Origin of the sequence: Roseateles microcysteis (genome assembly GCF_036880965.1) — a bacterium.
Taxonomy (GTDB): Bacteria; Pseudomonadota; Gammaproteobacteria; order Burkholderiales; family Burkholderiaceae_C; genus JAUASW01.
The window spans coordinates 612594-635394 of record NZ_JBAJMV010000003.1; the positions used below are offsets into that span (position 1 = coordinate 612594).

General features: G+C 62.4%; 15 protein-coding genes. 9 read left to right on the top strand and 6 right to left on the bottom strand.

Annotated elements, in window-relative coordinates; translation table 11 throughout:
* Positions 1-69 precede the first annotated feature (69 nt).
* Positions 70-666 (top strand): hypothetical protein, encoded by a 597-nt coding sequence (locus V3596_RS11780; protein WP_334277936.1) that lies wholly within the window; start codon positions 70-72, stop codon positions 664-666.
* A gap of 600 nt (positions 667-1266) precedes the next feature.
* Here the strand turns inward: V3596_RS11780 and rtcR are convergent.
* Positions 1267-2871: an RNA repair transcriptional activator RtcR gene (gene rtcR / locus V3596_RS11785; RefSeq protein WP_334277937.1), complete on the bottom strand. Its 1605-nt coding sequence runs from the start codon at positions 2869-2871 to the stop codon at positions 1267-1269.
* Between the two features lie 206 nt (positions 2872-3077).
* On the opposite strand from rtcR, the gene V3596_RS11790 reads away from it, so the two are divergent.
* The 4 genes from V3596_RS11790 (at position 3078) to rtcA (ending at position 8513) form a co-directional block, all read left to right on the top strand.
* Positions 3078-4652, top strand: coding sequence for a vWA domain-containing protein (locus V3596_RS11790; RefSeq protein ID WP_334277938.1), 1575 nt, complete (start codon positions 3078-3080; stop codon positions 4650-4652).
* Positions 4653-5326: 674 nt separating this feature from the next.
* Positions 5327-6553, top strand: coding sequence for an RtcB family protein (locus tag V3596_RS11795; RefSeq protein ID WP_334277939.1), 1227 nt, complete (start codon positions 5327-5329; stop codon positions 6551-6553).
* Between the two features lie 56 nt (positions 6554-6609).
* On the top strand, positions 6610-7425 hold the full coding sequence (locus V3596_RS11800) for a nucleotidyltransferase domain-containing protein (protein ID WP_334277940.1): 816 nt from the start codon (positions 6610-6612) through the stop codon (positions 7423-7425).
* A gap of 32 nt (positions 7426-7457) precedes the next feature.
* Positions 7458-8513, top strand: a complete 1056-nt coding sequence (gene rtcA, locus V3596_RS11805) for an RNA 3'-terminal phosphate cyclase (RefSeq protein ID WP_334277941.1) — start codon at positions 7458-7460, stop codon at positions 8511-8513.
* Positions 8514-8638: 125 nt separating this feature from the next.
* Here the strand turns inward: rtcA and V3596_RS11810 are convergent, their stop codons facing one another.
* The gene (locus V3596_RS11810) at positions 8639-10027 is read right to left on the bottom strand and encodes a M48 family metalloprotease (protein WP_334277942.1); all 1389 of its coding nucleotides are present in this window, start codon (positions 10025-10027) and stop codon (positions 8639-8641) included.
* A 121-nt stretch (positions 10028-10148) separates the two neighbouring features.
* Between V3596_RS11810 and V3596_RS11815 the strand changes: the two genes are divergently transcribed.
* Positions 10149-10949 carry a hypothetical protein gene (locus V3596_RS11815; protein ID WP_334277943.1) on the top strand — a complete coding sequence of 267 codons (801 nt, stop codon included), beginning with the start codon at positions 10149-10151 and terminating at the stop codon, positions 10947-10949.
* A 294-nt stretch (positions 10950-11243) separates the two neighbouring features.
* On the opposite strand, the gene V3596_RS11820 is transcribed toward V3596_RS11815, so the two are convergent.
* The 4 genes from V3596_RS11820 to V3596_RS11835 are packed head-to-tail and all read right to left on the bottom strand — an operon-like array spanning position 11244 to position 15957.
* A complete protein-coding gene (locus V3596_RS11820) occupies positions 11244-12584 on the bottom strand; it encodes a DUF3987 domain-containing protein (protein ID WP_334277944.1) in 1341 nt (446 codons plus the stop codon).
* Between the two features lie 33 nt (positions 12585-12617).
* On the bottom strand, positions 12618-13499 hold the full coding sequence (locus V3596_RS11825) for a plasmid partitioning protein RepB C-terminal domain-containing protein (protein ID WP_334277945.1): 882 nt from the start codon (positions 13497-13499) through the stop codon (positions 12618-12620).
* Positions 13496-14398 (bottom strand): plasmid partitioning protein RepB C-terminal domain-containing protein, encoded by a 903-nt coding sequence (locus V3596_RS11830; RefSeq protein ID WP_334277946.1) that lies wholly within the window; start codon positions 14396-14398, stop codon positions 13496-13498. The genes V3596_RS11825 and V3596_RS11830 overlap by 4 nt, the downstream gene beginning before the upstream one ends.
* Complete coding sequence (locus tag V3596_RS11835) at positions 14395-15957, bottom strand: recombinase family protein (protein WP_334277982.1); 1563 nt, start codon at positions 15955-15957, stop codon at positions 14395-14397. The genes V3596_RS11830 and V3596_RS11835 overlap by 4 nt, the downstream gene beginning before the upstream one ends.
* A gap of 1004 nt (positions 15958-16961) precedes the next feature.
* Here V3596_RS11835 and V3596_RS11840 point away from each other — a divergent pair.
* From V3596_RS11840 to V3596_RS11850, 3 genes are all read left to right on the top strand, one after another.
* On the top strand, positions 16962-17834 hold the full coding sequence (locus V3596_RS11840; RefSeq protein WP_334277947.1) for a hypothetical protein: 873 nt from the start codon (positions 16962-16964) through the stop codon (positions 17832-17834).
* Positions 17835-17965: 131 nt separating this feature from the next.
* Entirely contained in the window at positions 17966-21028 is a 3063-nt protein-coding gene (locus V3596_RS11845) for a two-component regulator propeller domain-containing protein (protein ID WP_334277948.1), read from the top strand.
* Between the two features lie 145 nt (positions 21029-21173).
* Complete coding sequence (locus tag V3596_RS11850) at positions 21174-22757, top strand: thioredoxin family protein (protein WP_334277949.1); 1584 nt, start codon at positions 21174-21176, stop codon at positions 22755-22757.
* Positions 22758-22801: the final 44 nt, after the last annotated feature.

Here is a 22801-nt window from a genome sequence, read left to right on the forward strand (position 1 = left end):
GGGCAGAATTACCAACGATTTGCTTTCAACTTGCGAGGCTTCTCGAGAAGCCGTTAGCTGGCAACGCCTATGAGAAAAACACTTGCAAGGCTCTTCCGCTTCTATGTAGACCTACCACTGGTCGTTGCCTTCCTACTCTTGGTGGTCATTTTTCGGCGTGCGCTCTTCGATGAACTGCTGATGCCACTTGCCGAGCACCTCTCGAAGGCTGCCCAGAATTCTGTAGCTGAGACGCTGATTCTGGGAGTGATCTCGAATGTGATTACCGCCCTACTCTTGGCGGCTATTGCCCTAGCGTTCTTCAGACTCTTGATGCGATCAAGGCTGTCTGGCGACTACAAGGCGTTCCAGATAGAGGGTGACCAAGAGATCCCCTACGGAACCGCCAAGATACTCTTCTCTCCGCTCGCGCTAGACAGAGGCGGGATTCCAGTGAAGCTGCGCCTTGATCACGACGACCTGCACCTGGAAGGCCAAGGTCACATAGTCAACAACAGCATCCTCATTGGGCACTACATCGAAACTGGCAAACCTGAGCGCCGTCGTTGTGGAAGCTTTTTCTATCGACTCGACGGTACAGGGGACACTTGGCATGGGCATTTCCTGTATGTCAGTCCCGATACGGCTGAAACCATTACAGGAGTGGGCAAGTGGAGCCGTATCTAGGCACGTTTCATAGGCTTTTCGTGCCTGGAGTCGGAACCGTAGTTTTGTATCAGCCACGTTCAAGAGTGTTCGTATGGATTGAGTTAAGGATTCCAATCCGTCAGCGCGGCAATGGCCATGCGGCCACGCTTGTCACCAAGACGCTTGATAGCGTTCCTGGTCTGCACTATGTGGACTTTGATCCTGCAATTCGCTCGTTCCACATGGTTGCGCTTGAACGTCGCTGGCGCCGACGAGGTGCGTCTCGCTGGTTTAGAGGATGCGTCTCCTATGTCGTTCGCTCTCGGCCTGCCGAACACTCTGTCTCGCCGCATCTATCTAGTCATCGAACACTGCCGCAGGTAACGTCGTTTCGATCCACTGCATCTCTGCATCGAGCGTTAAAAATGATTGACATCGATCTTGGTAACGACAGGCAGCGCAAGGCCAGAACGTCGCAGTAGATGACGTGATAGCTGGGTAGCCCGGAGGCAGCGAGCGCATTCTTTCTTGATCAGGCTTTCACCACCGCAGCCCGTATTGCGAATGTCATTCGGCGACAAGACCTTGCGATGATTTAAGCCCATGCGAACTTAACCAAGCTATTGCTCGAGGACTGCCTCACCTCGGTGTTCGGATTGCTTCCCACGTCAGTCCAAACTTGAGCAGATACTTGCGTAGCCGGTCGGCGTCGTTGACAACCGAACGCTGGGCGCGTGACTGGTCAAAGAGCCGGCGGCCCGCGTCGGAGAGTGTCAGGGACTCCCTGCAGATCCCTATGACGGCTTCGAGTTGCAGGCGGTCAAACAAGTCCAGCTTGCTAGCTGCATCTACGGGCAGGATCGCGTCGAGATCGACTTCGGGCGTCTGCATATCTCCTGCGGGCTGCCAGAGCCATCGAAGCCGCTGGATTTCGGCATCGACCAATCCCGCCGAAATCCGCCCTCCGTCCGCCAGGGTCGCCATGCGCGTGACGCTTGCAGACAGGTCACGGAAGTTGCCGCTCCAAAGCGCCTCCGATGACTTGGCAAACTGAAGATACCGGGTCTTGGCTTCCGCGTTGAACCGAACCGCCCGGCCGGTCTCGGCCGCCGCTCGGGTAAGCAGATGTTCGACGTTAGGCTCGAGGTCCTCAGGGCGTTGCGCCAGGCCCGGCAGCGTGTACGACCAAAGGTTGATACGGGCGAACAGGTCCTCCCGGAAGCGGCCCTGTGCAACGTCGACGCGCAAGTCTCGATTCGTGCCAGCGATCAGTTGGAAATCGCTGCTGACCTCCCGGTCGCTGCCCATCGGCAAGAAGCGCTTCTCTTCCACCGCCTTGAGCAGCATGGCCTGCTCGTCCAAGCCCAGTTCGCCGATCTCATCGAGGAAAAGAACACCTTGATGTGCGGTGCGAAGCAAACCCGCTCTATCGGCCGCAGCGCCCGTGAAGGCGCCCTTCTTGTGGCCGAACAGGGTCGATGCCGCGCCATCCCCGCGTAGCGTGGCGCAGTTGACTTCGACGAAGTCGCCCTGGACTTGGTGGCGAGACTTCTTGAGCTCGAACATGCGCCGCGCGAGGTGAGACTTGCCTGCACCCGTAGGGCCGGTCAGCAGGACGGGCGCCTGCGAGCGAACCGCCACACGCTCGATTTCCTCGATCAAGGCATTGAAGCGCTTGTTGCGGGTGGGGATGCCGCTCTTGAGGAACTCCAGCGCTTCCGTGTGTGCCTGGCTGAAGCGCTGGGCAAGTACGTCGTAGCGCGAGAGGTCCAGGTCGATCAGCGTGTAGCTGCCGGGATTGCCGCGCTCCTGCTTCTTCGGCGGTGCCGTCTGCAGCAGCACGCCGGGGATGAAGCGCGACTCCACCATCAGGAACATGCAGATTTGAGCCACATGCGTGCCAGTCGTGATATGCGCCCAATACTGCTCGTGTGCCGGATCGAAGCGATAGCCGCGTGCCCAGTCATAAAGCGCCGCATACATCACCCCGAAATCCCACGGATCGGCGACGTCCATCGGCACCAGGTTCACGACGGTGTCGGGCGACACGTTCGCGATGTCACGCACAAGCGTCTGCGCCAGCGCTTCGTACTTCGTTGCGTAAAGCAGCTCCAGCCGGTCGATCAGCGTGTCTTCGTGCTGGACCAAGGAGATCGTCGGCCGCCACTTCTCCCAGCGGCCGGCACCTTGGCCTGAGTCCAGCTGGGTTCCCATGAATCCGATGACAACATTCTTCTTGGACATAGCTATATTGATATTTAACTAGCTGTGATTCTAGTATTTTGATGATTCCACTGACGCGCAGTTTGGAGGCCACAACGGAGAAAGCACAATATTCCTTTGAAAATCAATGAGTTATTTGTTCTGGCATCAGCGACTTTCGAAGCTGGCACACGCTTTGCAATGAAGAAGGTACGAACAACAAGTTGAATGCAAAGAGGAGAACACTCATGGTCAACACGCAACTCTTCCAAACCCTCAAGGGCGCGCTGCTGCCTACCGCCGCGGCACGCAACGCTGAGCAGGCGCCGGCATACGCTTTCAGCCCCCGCCATCAGCTGGCGCAACTCGCAGCTACGGGTTGCCTGAGCCAGACCTTCTACGCCAACGCGGAAGACCAACTCGATAAGGTGACAGCGCTGGCGCAAGAAGTCGAAGCCGCTTTCGTCGCCAAGACCGCGATCTACGCCCGTCAGTCCGGCCACATGAAGGACATGCCGGCGCTGCTGGCCGCCGGCCTGGCTGTGCGTGACGTTGCTCTGCTGAACCAGGTGTTCTCGCGAGTGGTCGACAACGGCAAGATGCTGCGCAACTTCGTGCAGATCCTGCGAAGCGGCGCTGTGGGCCGCAAGTCGCTGGGTACTCGCCCGAAGAAGCTGGTGCAGCACTGGTTGCTGACGGCGACCGAGAAGCAGTTGCTGAACGCCGCCGTGGGCAATACGCCCTCGCTGGCCGACGTGGTCAAGATGGTTCACCCCAAGCCCACCGAGGCCTGGCGTGCCGCCTGGTTCGCATGGCTGATCGGCAAGCCGGTCGATGAAGCGGCTCTGCCGCCCATCACCCAAGCGTTCGAACGCTTCAAGCGCGAAAGCGCCCAAGGCGTGGCGACCGATGTACCGGAGGTTCCGTTCCAGATGCTGACTGCGCTGGAGCTGAGCTCGGCCCAGTGGGCACAGATCGCTCGCACCGGTTCATGGCAGATGGTGCGTCAGAACCTGAACAACTTTGCTCGTCATGGTGTGTTCGACATTGAAGGAATGGCCGAGGTTGTCGCTGCCAAGTTGAGCGATCCGCAGGCTGTGGCCAAGGCTCGAGTGATGCCGTACCAGCTCATGGCTGCGTTCAAGGCGACCGGCGATGCCGTGCCGCAGGTGGTTCGCGACGCGCTGCAGGATGCGATGGAAGTCGCGCTGAACAACGTGCCCAGCTTTGAGGGGCGCGTGGTGGTGTGCCCCGACGTGTCGGGCTCGATGAGCTCGGCCGTGACGGGTCATCGCGGTTCGGCGACGTCCAGCGTGCGTTGCATCGACGTGGCTGCCTTGGTGGCTGCGGCGGTGCTGCGCAAGAACCCGCAGGCCCGTGTGCTGCCGTTCGAACAGGATGTGGTGACGCTGTCGTTGAACGCCCGCGACTCGGTCATGACCAACGCGCAAGCGCTGGCCAAGATCGGCGGTGGCGGTACGAACTGCAGCGCGCCGCTGGCGCTGTTGAACCGTGAGCGCGCATCGGTGGATTTGCTGGTCCTGGTCTCGGACAACGAGTCCTGGGTCGACGCCAACTGGCGTGGCGCGACGCAGACCTTGCGCGAATGGGAAGTGCTGAAGAAGCGCAACCCGAAGGCGCGCCTGGTGTGCATCGACATCCAGCCGACCGCGACCACCCAGGCGGCGGAGCGCCATGACATCCTGAATGTCGGCGGCTTCTCCGACGCGGTGTTCACGATGGTGGCGAACTTTGCCAACGGCAAGATGGACGCCGATCACTGGGTCGGCGAGATCGACAAGGTCTCGCTGGCGGCGCAGTAAACAGAAGGATGAAGAAGTAAGGGATGTCGCTTGCGAATGCCCACAGGAGTACAGCACCAACTAGCCACGCGGGCCTGCAAGCCCGCAGCTGCCCGAGCTTGCAACGGCGGCCGGCACCTCTTGTGAATCTCGTCGCTTGCGGCATCCCCCCAAATGAGACCTTTGTTGGACGAATGCCGATGAGACTACATTCAGATTGTTAGCGTCTCATCACCGCTTAGTCGTCACGCGCAGGGCTCTGGTCCACGAATTGATTTCGCGCGAATGCTGGCAGGAATACATCGGAACGCCGGGGGTTCGAATCCTCAACCGGGAAACCGGCATGGCATCTTCCTGTCGCCCCTTGTCGCGCTCTTTTGCGATGTCCTGCTGCGAATGCAGGTGGAACTACAGACTATTAATCTCGGTGTCGCGGGTTCGAGTCCCGTCGGCCTCCGTCAGGAAGCCGTAGCTCAGTGGTAGAGCACGATGTTTCACCAAAACCTTGTCGCAGCATGGCATCACTCTTTTAGCGGTGAATGCAGATGGAATTACAGGTAAACGCACGCAGCACTTGCTGCGTGTCCCGTGAGCGATCACGGGACGCTCGGGTTCAAGTCCCGGTCCAGCAATGGATGGCGGAGTGAAGATTTCATCGCCTCTTTGTCACCGCACTTTTGATAGAGAAGAACAACATGTCAGACCTGAACTACAACATTGAAGACGTCGCTGGCGGTGTGCCGGTGAAGATGTGGACCAAGGGCGTTCCCGTCGAGACCGAGGCCATGGAGCAGCTCGCCAATGCTGCGCGCCTGCCCATCGTGTTCAAGCACGTCGCGGCAATGCCGGACGTGCACCTGGGTATCGGCGCCACCGTCGGTTCGGTGATTCCGACCATCAAGGCCATCATCCCGGCGGCCGTGGGTGTGGACATCGGCTGCGGAATGATGGCCGCGAAGACCACGCTGCGCGCGGAAGACCTGCCCGACAACCTCGGCCCGCTGCGCTCGGCCATCGAGAAGGCCGTGCCACACGGTTCCGTGCCCCGCGGCCGTGGCCGTGACACGGGCAGCTGGGAGAACCCGCCCGAGACGGTGGATCAGGTCTGGGCGACCTTGGCCGACGATTTCGATGCGCTGTGTGAGTTGCACCCGCGCCTGAAGAACACGAACAACCGCAAGCATCTGGGCACCTTGGGTACGGGCAACCACTTCATTGAGGTCTGCCTCGACGAGTTGGGTTTCGTGTGGTTCATGCTGCACTCGGGTTCGCGCGGCGTGGGCAATGCCATCGGTACGCACTTCATCGAGCTGGCCAAGAAGGATGCCGAGCGCAACCAACGCAACCTGCCCGACAAGGACCTGGCGTACCTCGAGGAAGGTGCCGAGCACTTTGATGACTACGTGCGCGGCGTGGGCTGGGCGCAGCGCTTCGCGATGAAGAACCGCGAAGTGATGATGGCCAACCTGATCGCCACGGTCCGCAAGGTCATCACGAAGCCCTTCGAGTCGCACGTCGAGGCGGTGAACTGTCACCACAACTATGTGCAGAAGGAGCGCCACTTTGGCGAGGACGTGTTCGTGACCCGCAAGGGCGCGGTCAGCGCCAAGCGCGGCGAGCTGGGCATCATCCCGGGCAGCATGGGCGCGCGCAGCTATATCGTGCGCGGCCTGGGCAATCCGGAGAGCTTCGAGAGCTGCAGCCACGGTGCGGGTCGCGTGATGAGCCGTACCAAGGCGAAGAAGATGTTCACCGTGGAAGACCAAATCAAGGCGACGGAGGGCGTTGAGTGCCGCAAGGACGCCAACGTCATCGACGAAATCCCGATGGCCTACAAGGACATCGACGCCGTCATGGCGGCGCAGAAGGACTTGGTCGAAGTGGTACACACCTTGAAGCAGGTGGTGTGCGTGAAGGGATAGGAAGGGTGAGGGCTGCATGCTCTCACCCACTTGAGAATAGAAGTGGGAGTGAGGGCATGAAAGACGAAACCTTGTTGAGCGCGCATCCCGTCTCTGACGAAATGCGTGCCACTGTCCTGGAGAACTTGGCTGAGCTGGAGCAACGGCATCAGGTACAGGTTCTGTTTGCCTGCGAGTCGGGCAGCCGCGGCTGGGGCTTTGCCTCGCCCGACAGCGACTATGACGTGCGCTTCGTCTACGTGAACAGGCTGCCCTGGTATCTGACCGTTGACTCCGGACGGGATGTCATCGAACAGCCGATCAGCGGCGAACTGGACATCAACGGCTGGGACCTGCGCAAGGCGCTTCAACTGCTGCGCGAATCCAACCCGACGCTGCTCGAATGGCTCCGTTCGCCCATCGTGTACCGACAAGCGACACCGTGGGCGGATCGCCTGCGGGTCTTGGCCGAAGAGGGCTTTTCTCCGGTCCGTGGCTATCACCACTACGTGTCGATGGCCAAGAAGAACTTGCGAGAGCACCTCTATGGCGAGGTGGTCCGGTACAAGAAATACCTCTACGTTCTGCGGCCGCTACTGGCAGCTCGTTGGATACGCGAGGGCCGCGGCGTGCCGCCGATGCGCTTTGCCGAGCTGGCAGCGCAAACGCTGACGGACGCGGCGTTGATTGACGAGGTGAACGCGCTGCTGGAGGTCAAGATGCGCGCCGGAGAAGCGGCGACCAGCCCACGATGGGTGGGAATCCACAACTTCATCGAGCGGGAGCTGGGCGTTGCGATGGCGCATACGCTCGACAAGGGCCCGAAGGCCGACGGGCGTCAGCTCGACCAGTATCTTCACGATGCGGTGCTGCACTTCGACGCCCAGTCTTAAAACAAGAACAGAAGAAAAGAAGAAGCAAGAAGATGATCGAAATTGATGGTTCCGTCGGCGAAGGCGGCGGACAAATCCTGCGCACCTCGCTGGCCCTGTCCATTTGCACGGGCCAGCCTTTCACGCTGACTCGCATCCGCGCAGGTCGCAGCAAGCCTGGCCTGATGCGCCAGCACCTGACCTGCGTGAACGCAGCCACAGAAGTTTGCGGCGCGGAGGTTCACGGCGCCGAGATGAACTCGCAGTCGCTGACCTTTGTGCCTGGCAAGGTGCGCGCTGGCGACTACAGCTTCAATGTCGGCACGGCAGGCAGCTGCACGCTGGTGCTGCAGACCGTCTGGCCTGCACTGCTAATGGCCGACGCGCCGAGCCGTCTGAAGTTGGGCGGTGGCACCCACAACCCGATGGCTCCGCCCTTCCATTTCCTGGAGCGCAGCTACGCACCGCTGATGCGGAAGCTGGGTGCGAACGTCGAGCTGACTCTGCGTCGGTTGGGCTTCTATCCGGCAGGCGGCGGTGAAATCGAAGTGACGATCTGGCCGGCCGAGGACAAGCTGCAGCCGTTCGATCTGACTGAGCGCGGGCCGAAGGGCGAGGGCTACGCCGAATGCTTTGCGCCAGCACTGCCTCGCACTGTGGCCCAGCGTGAGCTTGAGCAGTTGGGGGCCGCCCTGGGATGGAGCGAAGAGCAACTACGCATAGCGCCCGTTCGGCAGAACGAGGGGCCGGGGAACGCCTTGCTGGCGACACTGGTGTACGAGAACCTCAGCGAGGTTTTCACACAGTTCGGTGAGAAGGGTGTCAGCTCAGAGAAGGTCGCGCGGGACCTGGTGCGAGAAGTGCGTGCCTATCAACTGAGCGAGGCCGCGCTCGGACCGCACCTGGCTGACCAGTGGGCGTTGCCACTGGCGCTGGCGGTGTGGAAGCGTCGACGAGAGGCTGCCTACGCATGCACCGATCTCACGGCTCATGCAAAGACCAACTTCGAGGTGATCGAGCGGTTTCTTCCCGTGAAGTTCTCTACTGCGGCGGCAGGGAAAGACTGGCGTGTCACCGCCACGCTGGGGCCAGATGTGAAGCGTCCGTAGGTCGCAAAGGCAGCTTCGAGCATTGCTGCGAACCTGGCGACCTTGGCGAACATAGTTCAACGACAAGACCTTGCGGTGATTCGAGCCTACCAGGCTGCAATAGGTTCAACAGGCGGACAAGCAAGTCATGACGCACGCCTTGAACCTTGTCTCGGACTTTGTAGCCTGATGCGGAATTCGCGATAGAAGGCTTCATGGACCTTCGCCTCAGTAGCGAGATCCCCATATCGGATTACCCACCTCATCCACCACTGTTTGCGACTATCAGTGCTTTCTTCATCAGCAAGTTTTTGGTACTCGGTGACGATCTCCGGCCATCGTTCATGGAGTTTGGCTAGGTAGCCTTCAATGGTGCCCTCTGGTACCGCCCCCCCGCAGCGGCCCAACTGCTGTTGGGCGCTGTCTATGGCGGCCATCGCTGCAGTCGTAATTGCGCGAGCTTGCACCCTTCGTTCTCGCTTTGTCGGGTAGTCCGAAGAGTTGTCAGTGAACCCAGAAAGCTCGTATCCGAAATCGAAGAAATCACTGAAGCCCTTGGGTTCGTGGTTGTAGTCTCCTGAGCACCATCCGTTAGGAGTCCCCTCATACATGACGCCATCCATTCTCTTCAAGGTGGGGTACCGAGGTCGAACCGCGCTATTTCTTGCGAGAGCAGTCAGTACCGATGCAAAGCGATCCGCTTCGGCCTCTAGTGCGAACTGAGTCTCTCCACGCTGCAGTCTCTGCGTATGAGAGAGGACGCGATGACCAAGCTCATGGGCGATCACAAACATGACAGCATCATCGAAACGCTTGCTTGACTCAATCGCCAAGCTTTGGGCACTCCACTCAAACATTTGCTTCTCCATGCGATCACTGAGCGCAGCCCCAAGATCCGCCATAGTGCGGGGGTTGGCTTTGAGCATCTGAAGGAGACCTTCTGCCGTTGATGCGGCAGGAATAGGTGAACGGTTAAGGAAGGCCTGGCGCGCACTGAACACCCGCAACATAGATTCACGCTGACACTTGACGCTAAGCAGTGGCTCGCATTCTCCCCATGGCTCGCTCCCCGCAACTGAAACAAGGGAACCTCTATAGATAGCTTGCAGCACTTTCAAATCAATGACGATCGTCCCAGAGTCGTCAATTTTTGCTGTGGGGAGGTTGAGCTGCTGAACGACGAATCTCTGTCCAGATGGGGAAGAGATCTCTTGCTGAAGAACCCTGGAAAGGAAGGCCTTCTCATCACGAACCGTAGTGAGCAATAGATTCGCCTGCGTGTCCAGTTCCCGTTGAATGAGCGCTACATGCTCTGAGGGCAGCGCTGGCAATGCTTCCACGTCGCTAGGAATTCCGCCTGGATAGAAGACTACAGTGCTGGTCGCCAAGAATGCTGACTGCACTTCACGCTGACGACCATACGTGGCAAGTGTGTCGATTGTTTGGTCAACGACGTCAACCAGTAGGTCGGTCGTTGAGCAGGCTGCAGCAGTTAGGCCAAGTAGGCAAAGGGAATACTTCCAATGGTTCGACATGCGCACTCCCCTCCTAGCTGGATGCCAGTCACTCTTGCCGTTTCATCGAGTTCAGACAAGTACCTTGGCGTGACAGTCGTCCTCATTTCTAACTACGAAGTCCAGTTGCAGGGATTGACCAATGTCCGCTCACCTGTGGACAGTTCATGCGTTGCATTCCTTGCAGCCAATGTTTGAGAGGTTGATGATGAAACGAGGAATTTCGACGTTCACTGTAGTCGTGGCTCTCCTTTCGGGATGCGCAACCCAGCCGCCAAGGCCACCGGTTGGAGCGCCTGAGTTGGAAGGCTTCGAAGCATTTGCGACTCCTCGCACGTTTGACGGTCCGGGTACGGTCTATCGCATCGATAGTGATGGCAAGAGATTTCCCGTTGCCGAGATCGTGTTCCGCGTGCGGAGTGGTGAAGAGGCGATTCCAAAGTACAAGTCTCGAAGGGATCTTTCCCTCAATCAGTTTCTTGAAGCATTAGGCGCATCGGCAGAAGCGATGCCTGCTTCGGTGAAGGTGAATTTGTCAAACGTGAGGAGTGCCAATATTGAGGCAACGACGGGCCAGCGGCAGTATGTCCAGGACAACGATGTTGAACCTACTTTGCTGGCATGGGCTGACAAGACTGACCCCAAGGCTGAGAACGAGTACTACCTGATTCGCGAGGTGATCGCCACGCCAGCTCTAACCTATAAGGTTGACAAGCAATGGCTGGTGTCGCTCACGGTAGATGTCAAAGCACTGAAGGCCGCTGGCTACAAGGGTGAGGCCAAGGACGATGGTGTCGATTCACTCGAAATGGATCGGCGATTCGATAAGCCGATGAACGTTTGGTACAAGGCCGAGCGCATTTCCTTTCGGCGTGCGATGGGGGCTGGTCCAGGCTCACCAAAGTACACGGTTGACCGAAAGACGTTAAAGGGTGTCCTGTAGCCCTGTCGTTCCGATACTTGGAGCATCAGAGCCGCCATAGGCCGGTCGCGTTCTGACCTAGAGGGTGGACTGCAAGCGACTGAAGAAGGCGGCGCGTCACCGAGGGCTATCGCTGCCGTGCGCGGCTGAGCTAGTGCGCGTCACCTTGGTCTTGCTGTGCTAAAAGCATCGCAAATAGCACAGGGGGAGAAGATGAAGCTTGAGCGCATCTCAATCAGCAACTTCAAGGGCATAGCGAACTTGGCGAACATTGTTCAACGACAAGACCTTGTGATCGTTCGAGCCCACGCGAACTTAGCCACTGCAGCTTTTTACCAGTCGATAGATGGTCGCCGGTCGGCCAGGGCCCCCTCTCAACCTTGGCCGGACCTCGACGCAAAACCTATCTGGCGCCTCGTCGATGAGGTGTGCGATGGCAGCATCGACAACCGAGGCGGGTTGGTGACGCCCAAAGCAATCGACAACCAGATCGCGACGCGACGCGCTACCTCGCGCGGCCAGGAATTCTGAGATGCGGCCTGCCGCCCAAACTACCTGAGGTCGAGATGGGGCACCCGCATTGCCCGCAAACACAAACCCCACCGAGTCAGCCGCGTACCGTATCCAGGCCATCGCCGCCTCGACGTGCCGCTCATCGATCTTCCACCGCCGGTCGGTCAGTGCAAAGATCATCGCAAGACGCAGCAACATGGGAGCCCTCCGCTCCAGCAGGCTGTCGACCAATACGTTTCCAAAGTCTTGGTTGAGCTCGGCTTCGTATAGCTGGGCATAGCGCTTACACGCTCCGTCGTCCAAGGTCATCAGGATGGCGTCCCGTCCATCAATCGTCCGCTGATTCGCGAACCGCAGAACGTTGATCACCTCCGCGGCAAGGGCGTCCACGCGTGCCTGAGGTGCCCGCCGAGGAAAGGCCTCGATCCGCGTGCGCTCACCCCAGATGATCAGGAAGCGGTTCACGAAGCCATTGAGCAAATCGCGGCGCTGCACCAGCGTTAACAGCTCAACGGGGGAAATAGCCCCGCTTAGACAGACATGCGGTGCGCTCGCATGCACACGATTCGTCTTTGTTGCGGGCTTGAGATCGACGCCGTCCCAGCAGTCGCGCAGTGCGGCCGACAGTGTGTTGCCGCCCCGCCGGCTCTGCTGCAAGACATTCGCGAACTCGGACTCGACCACCCACAAGCGCTTGTCATCGACAGCCGGCACTTCCGACTGGCCGATTTGGTAGCCGTCGTGAATCAGCGCAGCCAAGCCCTCTCGGCTCGACAAGCCGCCACGATGAATCTGCGGCGCAAAGCCGTCTTCCTGTGCACGAACGGCCTCGTCAATGCGCGTAATCAGCGAAACCGCATCGCCCTTGCGCCCTCGGCCGGAGCGCCCGACATGCAGGAAGAAGAGGCGTGGATGGTGGCTGGTATTGCCCACTGCCAGATACGGAGTGCGCCCGATCGCACACGAAAGGTAGGCGATGAAGTTTCCGGCGATCGCGATCGGGTTTGTCTCCGCGCCATCGCTGCCTTCCATAGCGACCTCGCCGACCAAACCATACAGACAGGCAGGGTCAGGAATGGGCGCCGGACGTTGCTTCTGCGAGAGCCCCTCCTCCGACCAACGAAGCAGTGCATCGGCGTGCAAGGAATTCTGCGTTCGACCGGCCCGGCCACTCATCTACTTGTCCAGGGCATCGATCTCGACGATGTGGGTGAACTCGCGCAGGACATCGGGCTGCCGTTGCGACAGGAAGCGTGTGACCTCTTCGTTGGCCAACAGCTTGGCCAGAAAGCCCTTCGCGAGCACCAAGTTCAGCACGTCCTGGCCATAGGACTGCTCGATGGACTTGAAGCGCCCTTGCAGGTTGCCCATCTCCTTTTCCATGCGCGCCATCTGCTCGGCGCTGACCCCCGCGATCTTTCGGGGCTTGCGCTCGGCAACCAGCATCTCGGCCGGTGTCGCAGCGAGCATGCAGTTGGCATAGGACACGGTCACGTTGTTGCTCGACACCATGAGCTCTGCGCACTCGATTTGTCGCGTTGGCTTCATCTTGCGCAGCACTGCTCCCAAATTGGCCGAGAAGTGTTGGTCCTTGAGCAGACCGGCGGCCTCAGCGCAGATGCCATCGAGCAGGCTGAGCTTCTTCTGGATATGGCTGATGTCGACACGCAGGGCCTTGGCCAGCCGCGCCGACGTCACGCCCCGCTCCGCCGCCCGGCGCAGCATCATGTGCTCCTGGATGGTGGAGATACGATTGATGCGGTTGTTGTAGGTGTAGGTCTCGTCGTCGATGGCGACCAGGCACATGCCTTCTTCAAGACCGAGCTCTTGCATCGCATAGGCGCGGATATGTCCATCGATCAGCATGCGGTTGCCCGTGGATGGATCCGCCAGCCCGACGGTCAGCGGTTCGATGAGCCCGACGTCCTCGATGGAGGACTTGATCTGCTTGAACTTGGTCGAGGCGGACAGGCCTTCCGGAATGCGCCGGGACGGCAGCAGCCGGTCAAGCCGCACCATGACAGGATCTGGGATGAATCCCAATGGAATCTTGCTCATGCGGCTCGTCCCAGGGGCCAAACCCGGTCTGCCAAGTACTTCGGCAGCGTGTCGAGTCCTTCTGCCCGCAAGAGGGTGGTGAAGTTTTCGTCGGCAAGCAGTTGACGCAGCGCTTCAGTGACAAAGAGCAGCCGCTGCTGAGCGAGCTCCGCCTTGCGGACCAGGAGCTTCTGACGATCAACCTCTTGCTGGTAGGTGCGCACCAGACTGGCCGAAGTCACGTTGGTATATCGCCTAGGCGCACTGCGTCCGACAGAGCGACCCAGCGTGCAGCGCCGCTCGATGATCTTGCGCGCCTGCAGCAGCTGACTGCCGCGCAGCTCTCGCCTCTCGTAGGCATCCTGCAGCGCGGCCTGAATGGCCTTGTCATTGGAACCCGCGCCTGCGATGGCGAGCGCCACATTGAGCGAGATGCGACCGCTCTCCATGGCAATGAGAAGTCGCTCCTCGCCATGCTCGAGCAGGTGGAGGATGCCATAGACGTACTCGGTGGTGAGCCCCGTCTTCTTGGCAATCGCTTTGCGGTCATACCCCTGCTTGCGCAGCTGCTCGATGCCGGACAGCAGTTCAAGGGTCCGCCCCTGACGCCTGGCAATGTTCTCTGCCAAGCTCATGATGAAGGCGTCCTCATCTTCGACCAGGACGACCATGGCCGGGATGGTGGACTCACCCAGCGCTTGGAACGCCTTGAGCCGACCCTCACCGCAGATCAGCAGGAAGTAGCGCCGGCCGTTGCCATCCACGCGAGGCGTGACAGTCACGGGCTTCTTGAGCCCCAGAGCTTTGATGTTGCCGACGATCTCGTCGAAGATGCGTTCGTTCCGCTCCCGAGGGTTGAGCACCTCGATCTGATCGATCGGAATCATCTGCAGCTCGCCTGGCGTCTGTGGGCGGGTCATGCCGCCCTCCTAAAGCGTGCGCGCTCGGCCATCCGGTGCAGATAGTCCAAGCTGTCGAAGCGATAGCTCTCGAACTCAATGCTGTTGTGATCGGCCAAGCTGATCCGCGGCAGCCCAAAGTCCAGCCTGGGCAACAAGTAGTAATCCTGGGCCGCCTGGTTGTCAGGGCGCAGCCGGACGGCCACCGTGATGTCCGGCACCAGGCCGGTGTCGAAGCGGACCTTCCAGCGCCGGCGGCCGTCGTCGTGGTTCTGACATCGGGACAGGACGATGGAGACCGTGAACTCCCGGTTGACCTCCAGCAGATCCGTAGCCGGGTCACGAGTAACCACGCCGCCCAGGCTCTGAATCTCATGCTCGGTGCGCGACACGATCTCTGGGTGGATGCGACGCAGCAGCTTGTTGACCTCGAGGAACGCATAGTCGCGGTCCGGCGTGAAACCGACGGCCTGATAGGCCCGGATCAGGCTGCCGAACCTGTGGATGTAGGCAGCCGCTGAGGGCATCTCTTCGGCTTCATCAATGATCAGCCCTGACAGGATCCCGCGCCGCTGGTAGAGATTGCGCAGCTTCTCCAGCAACTCTTCGTCGGTGAAGCGACGTGACCTCGCGCGGATGATGCCTTGCGCCGTGAAGAAGACTTCCGTTGACACGATGGCGTCGAAGGCGCCGTCCTTGCGGATCCACATGTCGGGCTGGTTGATCACGCGCAGCTTCTTGAGCTTGAAGGACACGCGGTTGTAGACGTTGTTGCCGATGTACTTCTCATTGGTCAGGATCTCCCGCACGGTGGCCCGGGTCCAGGTGCGGCCAAGCTCGGTACGGATGCCATGCTCGTTCAGGCGCCGGGCGATCTCCATCTCCTGAAGACCTTCGTCGATAAACCACTTGTAGATGCCGCGCACCACACCGACCTCGGAGTCGGGCCCCGGCACCAAGATCACGCGATCGGTCTGCAGGCTCTTGTGCTCGCCCCGCGAGAGTTCGCCCTTCATGTTGCCGGCCTGGTCGATGAGCACTCGACGCAAGCCAAAGCCAGCCGGGCCACCTTGCCGAAACCCCAACTCAATCAGGCGGCACTGGCCAGCAAACACCTTGGTCGATAGCTCCCGGCTGTACTCGCCGGCCATGGCCCGCTTGACGCCCTTGACGATGGTGGACACCGGCGAGCCATCGTTCTCGAACTGCTCGGCGCAGTAGGCGACCTGGATGCCGGCGCGCCGGCAGATGTACTCGTAGTAGGCGCTCTCATCGGCGTCCTGAAACCGGCCCCAGCGGCTGACGTCGTAGACGAGGATGATGCTGAAGTCCGCCTGACCGGATTCGACATCCTTGATCAATTGCTGCAGCGCTTGTCGCCCATCGATGCGCAAGCCGCTCTTCCCAGCATCGGCGTAGGTCCGGATGATTTGGATGCCGCGGCGGCTGGCGTACTCACGGATCTTGTCGGACTGGTTTTCAGTGGAGTACTGCTGGTGTTCGGTTGACATGCGGACGTACTCGACCGCGCGGAGACTTCCGCCGGGTGCGTCGCCCACTTGTTGGTCTTCTACTTGCATGGCCCGTTCCACTCCTCGAGTGATTCCGACAGGCTTCAAGCTACGGACGAATCGACAGAGCCACCACAAGCAATGCGTGCTGTGCAGTTGATCTGCAAAGGTGTTAACCGTGTCTCGAAGCTACGCGTTGCAGACCTTACGCGGCACGCAAGCCCCAGGCCATGACGTCCTCTATTTGCAGACGTCACTCTTTGCAAACGATGCTGGTGGCATCAGACGGACCTCAACACGCCAAGTCATAGAGCGCCCCTCTACGCCTGGCGCGTGGATATCGATCCAGTACAGGCCGGCCGCCGAGTCCGCGCCGCAAGATGACGCGTCACTTGTTGCACGCGTCGGCCGCTGCACGCTGGCCGGCTCGTTCACCTTCCTGCGTCCGCGATAGGTTTGCCAGTAGTCTGGGTTGCGGGCGTGCCAGGCCTGTTGGGCGGCCCGCTGGTTGTCTCGGTAGTCCGGATCCTCAAGCAGCTTGCGCTTGTTCCACAGCTGGCGCCGCTTGCGTTGGCAATCCGAGTCCGAGCAGAAGGCCTGCGTCGGCGATTGCGGACGAACCGTGAAGGGTCGGTTGCACGAAGCACAGACGGTTAGCGCCATGACCGCTCCTATGAGGTGCTAGACCACGATAGGTTCGGCACTTCGACGCGCGCGCTGAGGCCGCGTCCGGTAGCGAGCACCCAGCACCCTCACCGACCTCGCTCAGCTCGGGGACTCTCTTGACGTCTTAGGACTGCCATCCCGCAGTAGTGCAAAAACTTTGGCGCGAACATAGGCCAGTCGCAAGAACTCCTGCTCTACCTTGGGAAAGGCTGTGGCGCCGGACCCGCCAAGTCATTGATCTGCCTTGCACGCCAGAGCAACTACTTCGGCGCCCTACGATTGCGTAAGCCGACGCTCAACACACAGAACGCCCGGCCCAGGCCGGGCGTCTTTTTTTCTGGCTACCATCACCGACAACGGCCCTGGCGCGTTCGTTGCGCCCTGGTCAAAGGGAGAGCCAAAAACCCATGCTGAACCGCCGGCAATGCCTGGCCGCGAGCGCCGCCCTGGGGGTTTCGATGCGAAGCCAGGCCCAGGCGCCGGTGCTGCGCCATCTGGAGGTTCAGCCCTCCGACGATTTCGGGCGCTATGTCGTCGAGCTGATGGGTCTGGCGCTGCAGCGCAGCGGGTTGCCGCATCAGCTACAGGCGATGCCGTCGTTTCCGATCAATCAGGGGCGGGTCGAACTGGAACTGGGCAATGAGCGTTCGCGGCTGGACCTGGTGTGGAGCATGACCAGCCGCGCGCGCGAGCAGGCCATCCTGCCCTTGCGAGTGCCGCTGGATCGCGGCCTGCTCGGTTGGCGGGTGGCGTTGATACGCCATGAGGACCAGCCGCTGTGGCTGAAACCGCCGTCGCTGGAGCAGCTGGCGCTGCGGCGTGCAGGCCAGGGCCAGCACTGGCCGGACACGGAAATCCTGCGCGCCAATGGCCTTGAGGTGGTCACGGCGCTGAGCGCCCGCCAGTTGCTGGACATGCTGCACAAGCGGCGCATCGACTACTTCCCGCGCTCGGTGCTCGAGGTGCAAGGCGAGTTGAGCAGCAACAGTGATCTGCATCTGGCCGTGGCACCCGGCTTTGTGCTGCGCTACCCGGCGGCCAGCTATGTGTTCCTGAGCCGAAGGCTGCAGGCGCTGGTGGCGCCCCTGACCAAGGCGCTCGAATCCCTGGTGAATGACGGCAGCCTGGACCGGGTCTTCCGCCGCCATTTCCAGTCGCGGCTGAACGCGCTGGAACTGTCCAAGCGCCAGATCCTGAACCTGAAGAATCCGCTGCTGCCGCCCGAAACGCCCCTCAACAAGCCCGGGTTCTGGTGGCCCACGCACAGCCTTTCGCCATGAGCGTGCGCATTGCGGTATCTGCACGGCGGGCCTGACGGGCAGCATGTGACAATTTCTCACTGCCTTGATCGGGCCTGGCCTGATCGAGTTTTCACCCGTCCGCCCCTGGCCGTCGCGCCCCACCCGGCCTCATGAGTTCCATGCGCCTGCACGCTCTTGGTCTTGCCTGCTTGATGCTGCTGCTGTCGCCCCCGACGGCCCAGGCGCGTCCGGCCGAATCGCTGGAGGTGCAGTTCCGCAGCGTCGCCGTGCCTGAGAGCACCGTGCCGATGATTGCGCAGGACCAGGCCGGCTTCATCTGGGTGGCGACTAGCAAGGGCCTGACGCGCTACGACGGCTACCGCCTGCGCCCGATCGAGCGCGAGGGAAGCACGCGCGCCCAGCGCAGCCTCGGCTGGGTGCGCGCGCTGGCGCCGGCCCGCGACGGCCGCATGTGGATAGGCACCGAGTTCATGGGCCTGATGGCCTACAACCCGCAGCGCGATGAAGTGCAGGCGCATGGCAGCGCCATGGGCAGTGCCGGGCCCAAGGCACCGATACGTGCCTTGGCCGAGGACAGCACCGGCGCGGTATGGGTCGGCACCGTCGGCCAGGGCCTGTCCCGCTATCTGCCGGCCAAGCGCGCTTTCGAACCCCAGGACTTGCGCTGGCAAGGCGAGCCCGAGTCCCGCGTGCTGGCCCTGTGCGCGGCGCGCGACGGCAGCGTCTGGGCCGGGCATTGGCGCGGTCTCTCGAGGCTTCGCGAGGGCAAGTGGGAGTCCATCACTGGCATGGGCAAGGACAGCCCCGTGCTGACCCTGGCCGAGGCCAGCGACGGCCGGATCTGGCTGGGCACGCAGGATGGTCGGCTCGGCGTGGTCGAGGGCGCGCAAATCCGCTGGGTTCACACCCTGAAACTGCCCGTCCAGGCCCTGGCCGAGGACGAGCCGGGGCGGCTTTGGGTGGGTACCAAAGCCGGCCTGCTGTGGGTCGACATGGCCAGCGGTGCCATCGAGCTGAAGCTGCGCCACGACCCGCGTCACCGCACCGGTCTGGCAGGCAACGACATCAGTGCCCTGCTCAAGGACAGCAGCGGCGCGATGTGGCTCAGTGGCTATGGGCTGGGGCTGCAGCGCCATCAGCGGCACCCGGCCCTGGCGGTGCGCGGGCCCGATGCCGAGCCGTCCAGCCCGCTGGCCGAGATCGATGTGCGCTCGCTGCTGATGCTCAAGAACGGCGAGGTGCTGGCGCCAACGCAGAGGGGCCCGATCGCCCGGCTCGACGGTCGCCCCGGCGCGGAGCTGGCCACGCTGGGCGCCTGGCCTCGCGAGCGCGACACCGTGGTCGAAGCCTTGGCGCAGGATGCGTCCGATGGCAGCCTGTGGATGGCCTCGGCCGGGCGGCTCGAGCATCGTCGCGCCGATGGCCGGCTGCTGCGTGACTGGCCGCTGGATGGCGGCCGCGCCCAACGCCTGCTGCTGCGCTCCGGTGGCGAAGTCTGGCTGGGCATGCAGGAAGGCCTCTACCGCTTGCCAGGCGCACGCGCCTCGGCGGTGGAACGCGTGCATCTGGCAGGTGGCGCGCCGCTGCACGGCGGCATCTACGCGCTGATCGAAGACACAGACAAGGGCCAGCTCTGGGTTGGCGGACAGCAAGGCCTGTTCCGCGGCCGCCCGGATCAGCTGGCGCCCGTGATCCAGTCGCCGCGCAATACGCTGGGCAGCCCCATCATCATGGGACTGCTGCTCACGCGCGACGGCAAGCTCTGGGTGGACACGCCCGCCTCCGGCCTGCACCTGTTGTTCGACTGGGACGAGCAGGGCCGCGCCCGCTTCGAGCGCATCGGTGAACGCCACGGCACCGAGGGCGTGTTCGGCGGCAATCTGCATGAGGATGGGCAGGGCCGCATCTGGAGCCAGCTCAACGTCTACGACCCCAAGAGCGACCAGCTCGACAGCATCGGCCCGGCCGATGGCGCCGACTTCGGCACTTTCTGGTTCTTCGCCTCCACCACGCTGCCGGATGGCAGCCTGCTGTTTGGCGGCAGCCGTGGCCTGCTGCGCGTACAGACTGAGCGCTATGCCATGGACAGCGGCAAGCCGCCGCTGGTGGTCAGCGCGGTGCGCGCCGACGGTCAGCCTTTCCATCCGGAAAACCTGCAGCGCGAGGTGGTGTTGCCGGCCGGCACCCGCACGCTGGGCGTGGAGTTCGCCGGCCTGGACTATGCCGATCCCGGCCGGCTGCGCTATCAATATCGCCTGCTGGGACTGGATGCACCCTGGACACAGGTTGACGGCAGCGCTCGCAGCCCCAGCTTCGGCCCGCTCAAGCCGGGCCACTACACGCTGCAGGTCCGCGTCACGCCGCAACCCTCGGGCGGGCGCATGTCCGAGCTGGAGCTGCCTGTCGAGCTGCTGCCGCTGTGGTGGCAGACGATCTGGGCTCAGCTGGCGGGCGTGGCCCTGCTCGCGCTGGCGGTGGCCGGCTGGATACGCTGGCGCACCCGCCAGCTGCGCCGCCGCGAAGCCGAGCTGCAAGCGCTCGTGGACGAGCGCACCGCCGAGCTGCGCGAAGCCAGCCTGACCGACACCCTGACCGGCCTGCGCAATCGCCGCTACCTGGAGCTGCGCCTGCAGGACGACCTGCGCCTGTGCCTGCGTCGCTTCGAGGCCAGCAGCCAGCCGGGTGCAGACAAAGATCTGCTCCTGATGCTGCTGGACCTCGACCACTTCAAGCGCATCAACGATGCCCATGGCCATGCAGCCGGTGATGCGGTGCTGGTGGAATTGGCCGAACGGCTGCGCCGCGTCTTCCGCGATACCGATTCGCTGGTGCGCTGGGGTGGCGAGGAAGTGCTGGTGCTGGTGCGCGAGACCAGCCGCGAAGACGCCGCCGAGCTGGCCGCGCGGGCCTGCTTTGCGGTGCGCGAGCAGCCCTTCGAGATCGGCGGCGGCCAGCAGCTGAGCGTCACCACCTCGATCGGCTTCGCCGCCTTCCCGCTGGACCCGAGCCAGCCCCGCCTCTGGGACTGGCAGGCTTGCCTGGGCCTGGCAGACTCGGCGCTCTATGCCGCGAAGTCCAACGGCCGCGACGGCTATGTCGGCGCCACCAGTGCCGACGGCCTGGCACCCACCGATTTGCCGCGCGATCTCGAGGCCTGGCGCGTCGAGCAGCGCCTGAACGTTCGCATCAGCGGCAAGACCGTGATGCGCTGAAGGCGCGGGTGGGCTGAAAGCTCATCGCAGTGCACCCTGCATAAGCATTGGAAATCCCCGAATAAGCGGGGGCCAGGCGCTGGCCCGACAATGGCGGCCTCGCCAAGCGCTGACACCTGCGGCCCACGCGGCCGGCTCTCATCGAATGAACAAGACATCGCTGTACCGCATCGCCCGCCCCACCCTGCTCGCTGGCAGCCTGGCCCTGGCCGTGCTGGGCATGAGCAGCCTGCCGGCACAGGCCGCTGCCAGTGGCACGGCCACCGTCGCCTGGCAGCCGGCTGCTGCCGATGCCGATATCGAGAAGGCCTTCGCCCAGGCGCGCGGCGAGAAGAAGCCGGTCCTGCTGTACTGGGGCGCCAAGTGGTGCCCGCCTTGCAATCAATTGAAGGCCACGCTGTTCAACCGCACCGATTTCATCGAGCAGTCCAAGGCCTTCGTGGCCGTGCACATCGATGGCGACCTGCCCGGCGCCCAGAAGCTGGGCAGCCGCTTCAAGGTGCGCGGCTATCCCACGATGATTCTCTTCAACCCCGCCGGCACCGAGATCACCCGCCTGCCCGGCGAGGCCGATGCCGCCCAGGTGATGAAGGTGCTGCAGCTGGGCCTGGCCGGCGGCCGCCCGGTCAAGACCGTGCTGGCCGAAGCTCGCGCCGGCAAGAAGCTCGCTGCCAATGAATGGAAGCTCCTGGGCTTCTATTCCTGGGAAACCGACGAACAGCAATTGGTGCCGGCCGCCGAGCGCCCAGCGCTGCTGGCGCAGTTGGCTGCAGCCAGCCAGGGCGTCGATGCCGAAACCACCACCCGCCTGTGGCTCAAGGCCCTGGCCGCCAGCGAAGACGGCAAGGGCCTGAAGCCCGACGCCGCGCTGCGCGAGCGCGTGGCCAAGGTGCTGGCCAGCCCGGCCGACACCCGCGCCCAGGCCGATGTGCTGAGCAATGGCGCCGACGACATCGCCAAGACCCTGGCTCCAGAGCCGGGTGCCGAGCGCAGCAAGCTGCTGGCCGTCTTCGAGCCCGCGCTGAAGCGCCTCGAGCAGGACACCACGCTGTCGCGCATGGACCGCCTGCTGGCCATCACGGCCCGCGTCAAGCTGGCGCGCCTGGACCAGGCCAAGACCGAGGTGTATCCCAAGATCCCCGCCGCGCTCCTGAAGGAAGCGCAGGCGCATGCCGCCCGCAATGACCGCGAGATCACGGACGGCTATGAGCGCCAGGCCGTGATCACCGAGACCGCCTACATGCTGGGCCAGGCCGGCCTTTGGAAGGACAGCGATGCGCTGCTGAAAAGCAGCCTGGCCAAGAGCCACTCGCCCTACTACCTGATGAGCCAGCTGGGCGGCAATGCCCGCAAGCAGGGCCGCACCGAGGAAGCGCTGCGCTGGTACGAGGAGGCATTCAACAAGAGTGAAGGCCCGGCCACGCGCCTGCAGTGGGGTTCGAACTACTTCAACGCCCTGGTGGACCTGGCGCCCAACGATGCCGCTCGCATCGAGAAGGTCGCGGCGCAGCTGTTCAAGGAAGCCGGCGAAGACAAGGGTTCCTTCCACGAGCGCAGCGCGCGTTCGCTGAAGAAGGTCGGCACGCTGCTGACGACCTGGAATGCCATCGGCCAGTACGACGCCGTGCTGATGCGCCTGAAGGGCCAGCTCGATGGCATCTGCGCCAAGGTCGATGCCGCGGACCGCGCCAATTGCACCGGCGTGCTCAAGGTCACCGTCCGATCCTGAGCGCAGCCCGCGTCCCGGTAGCGCCACGCACCACCGGGACGGGC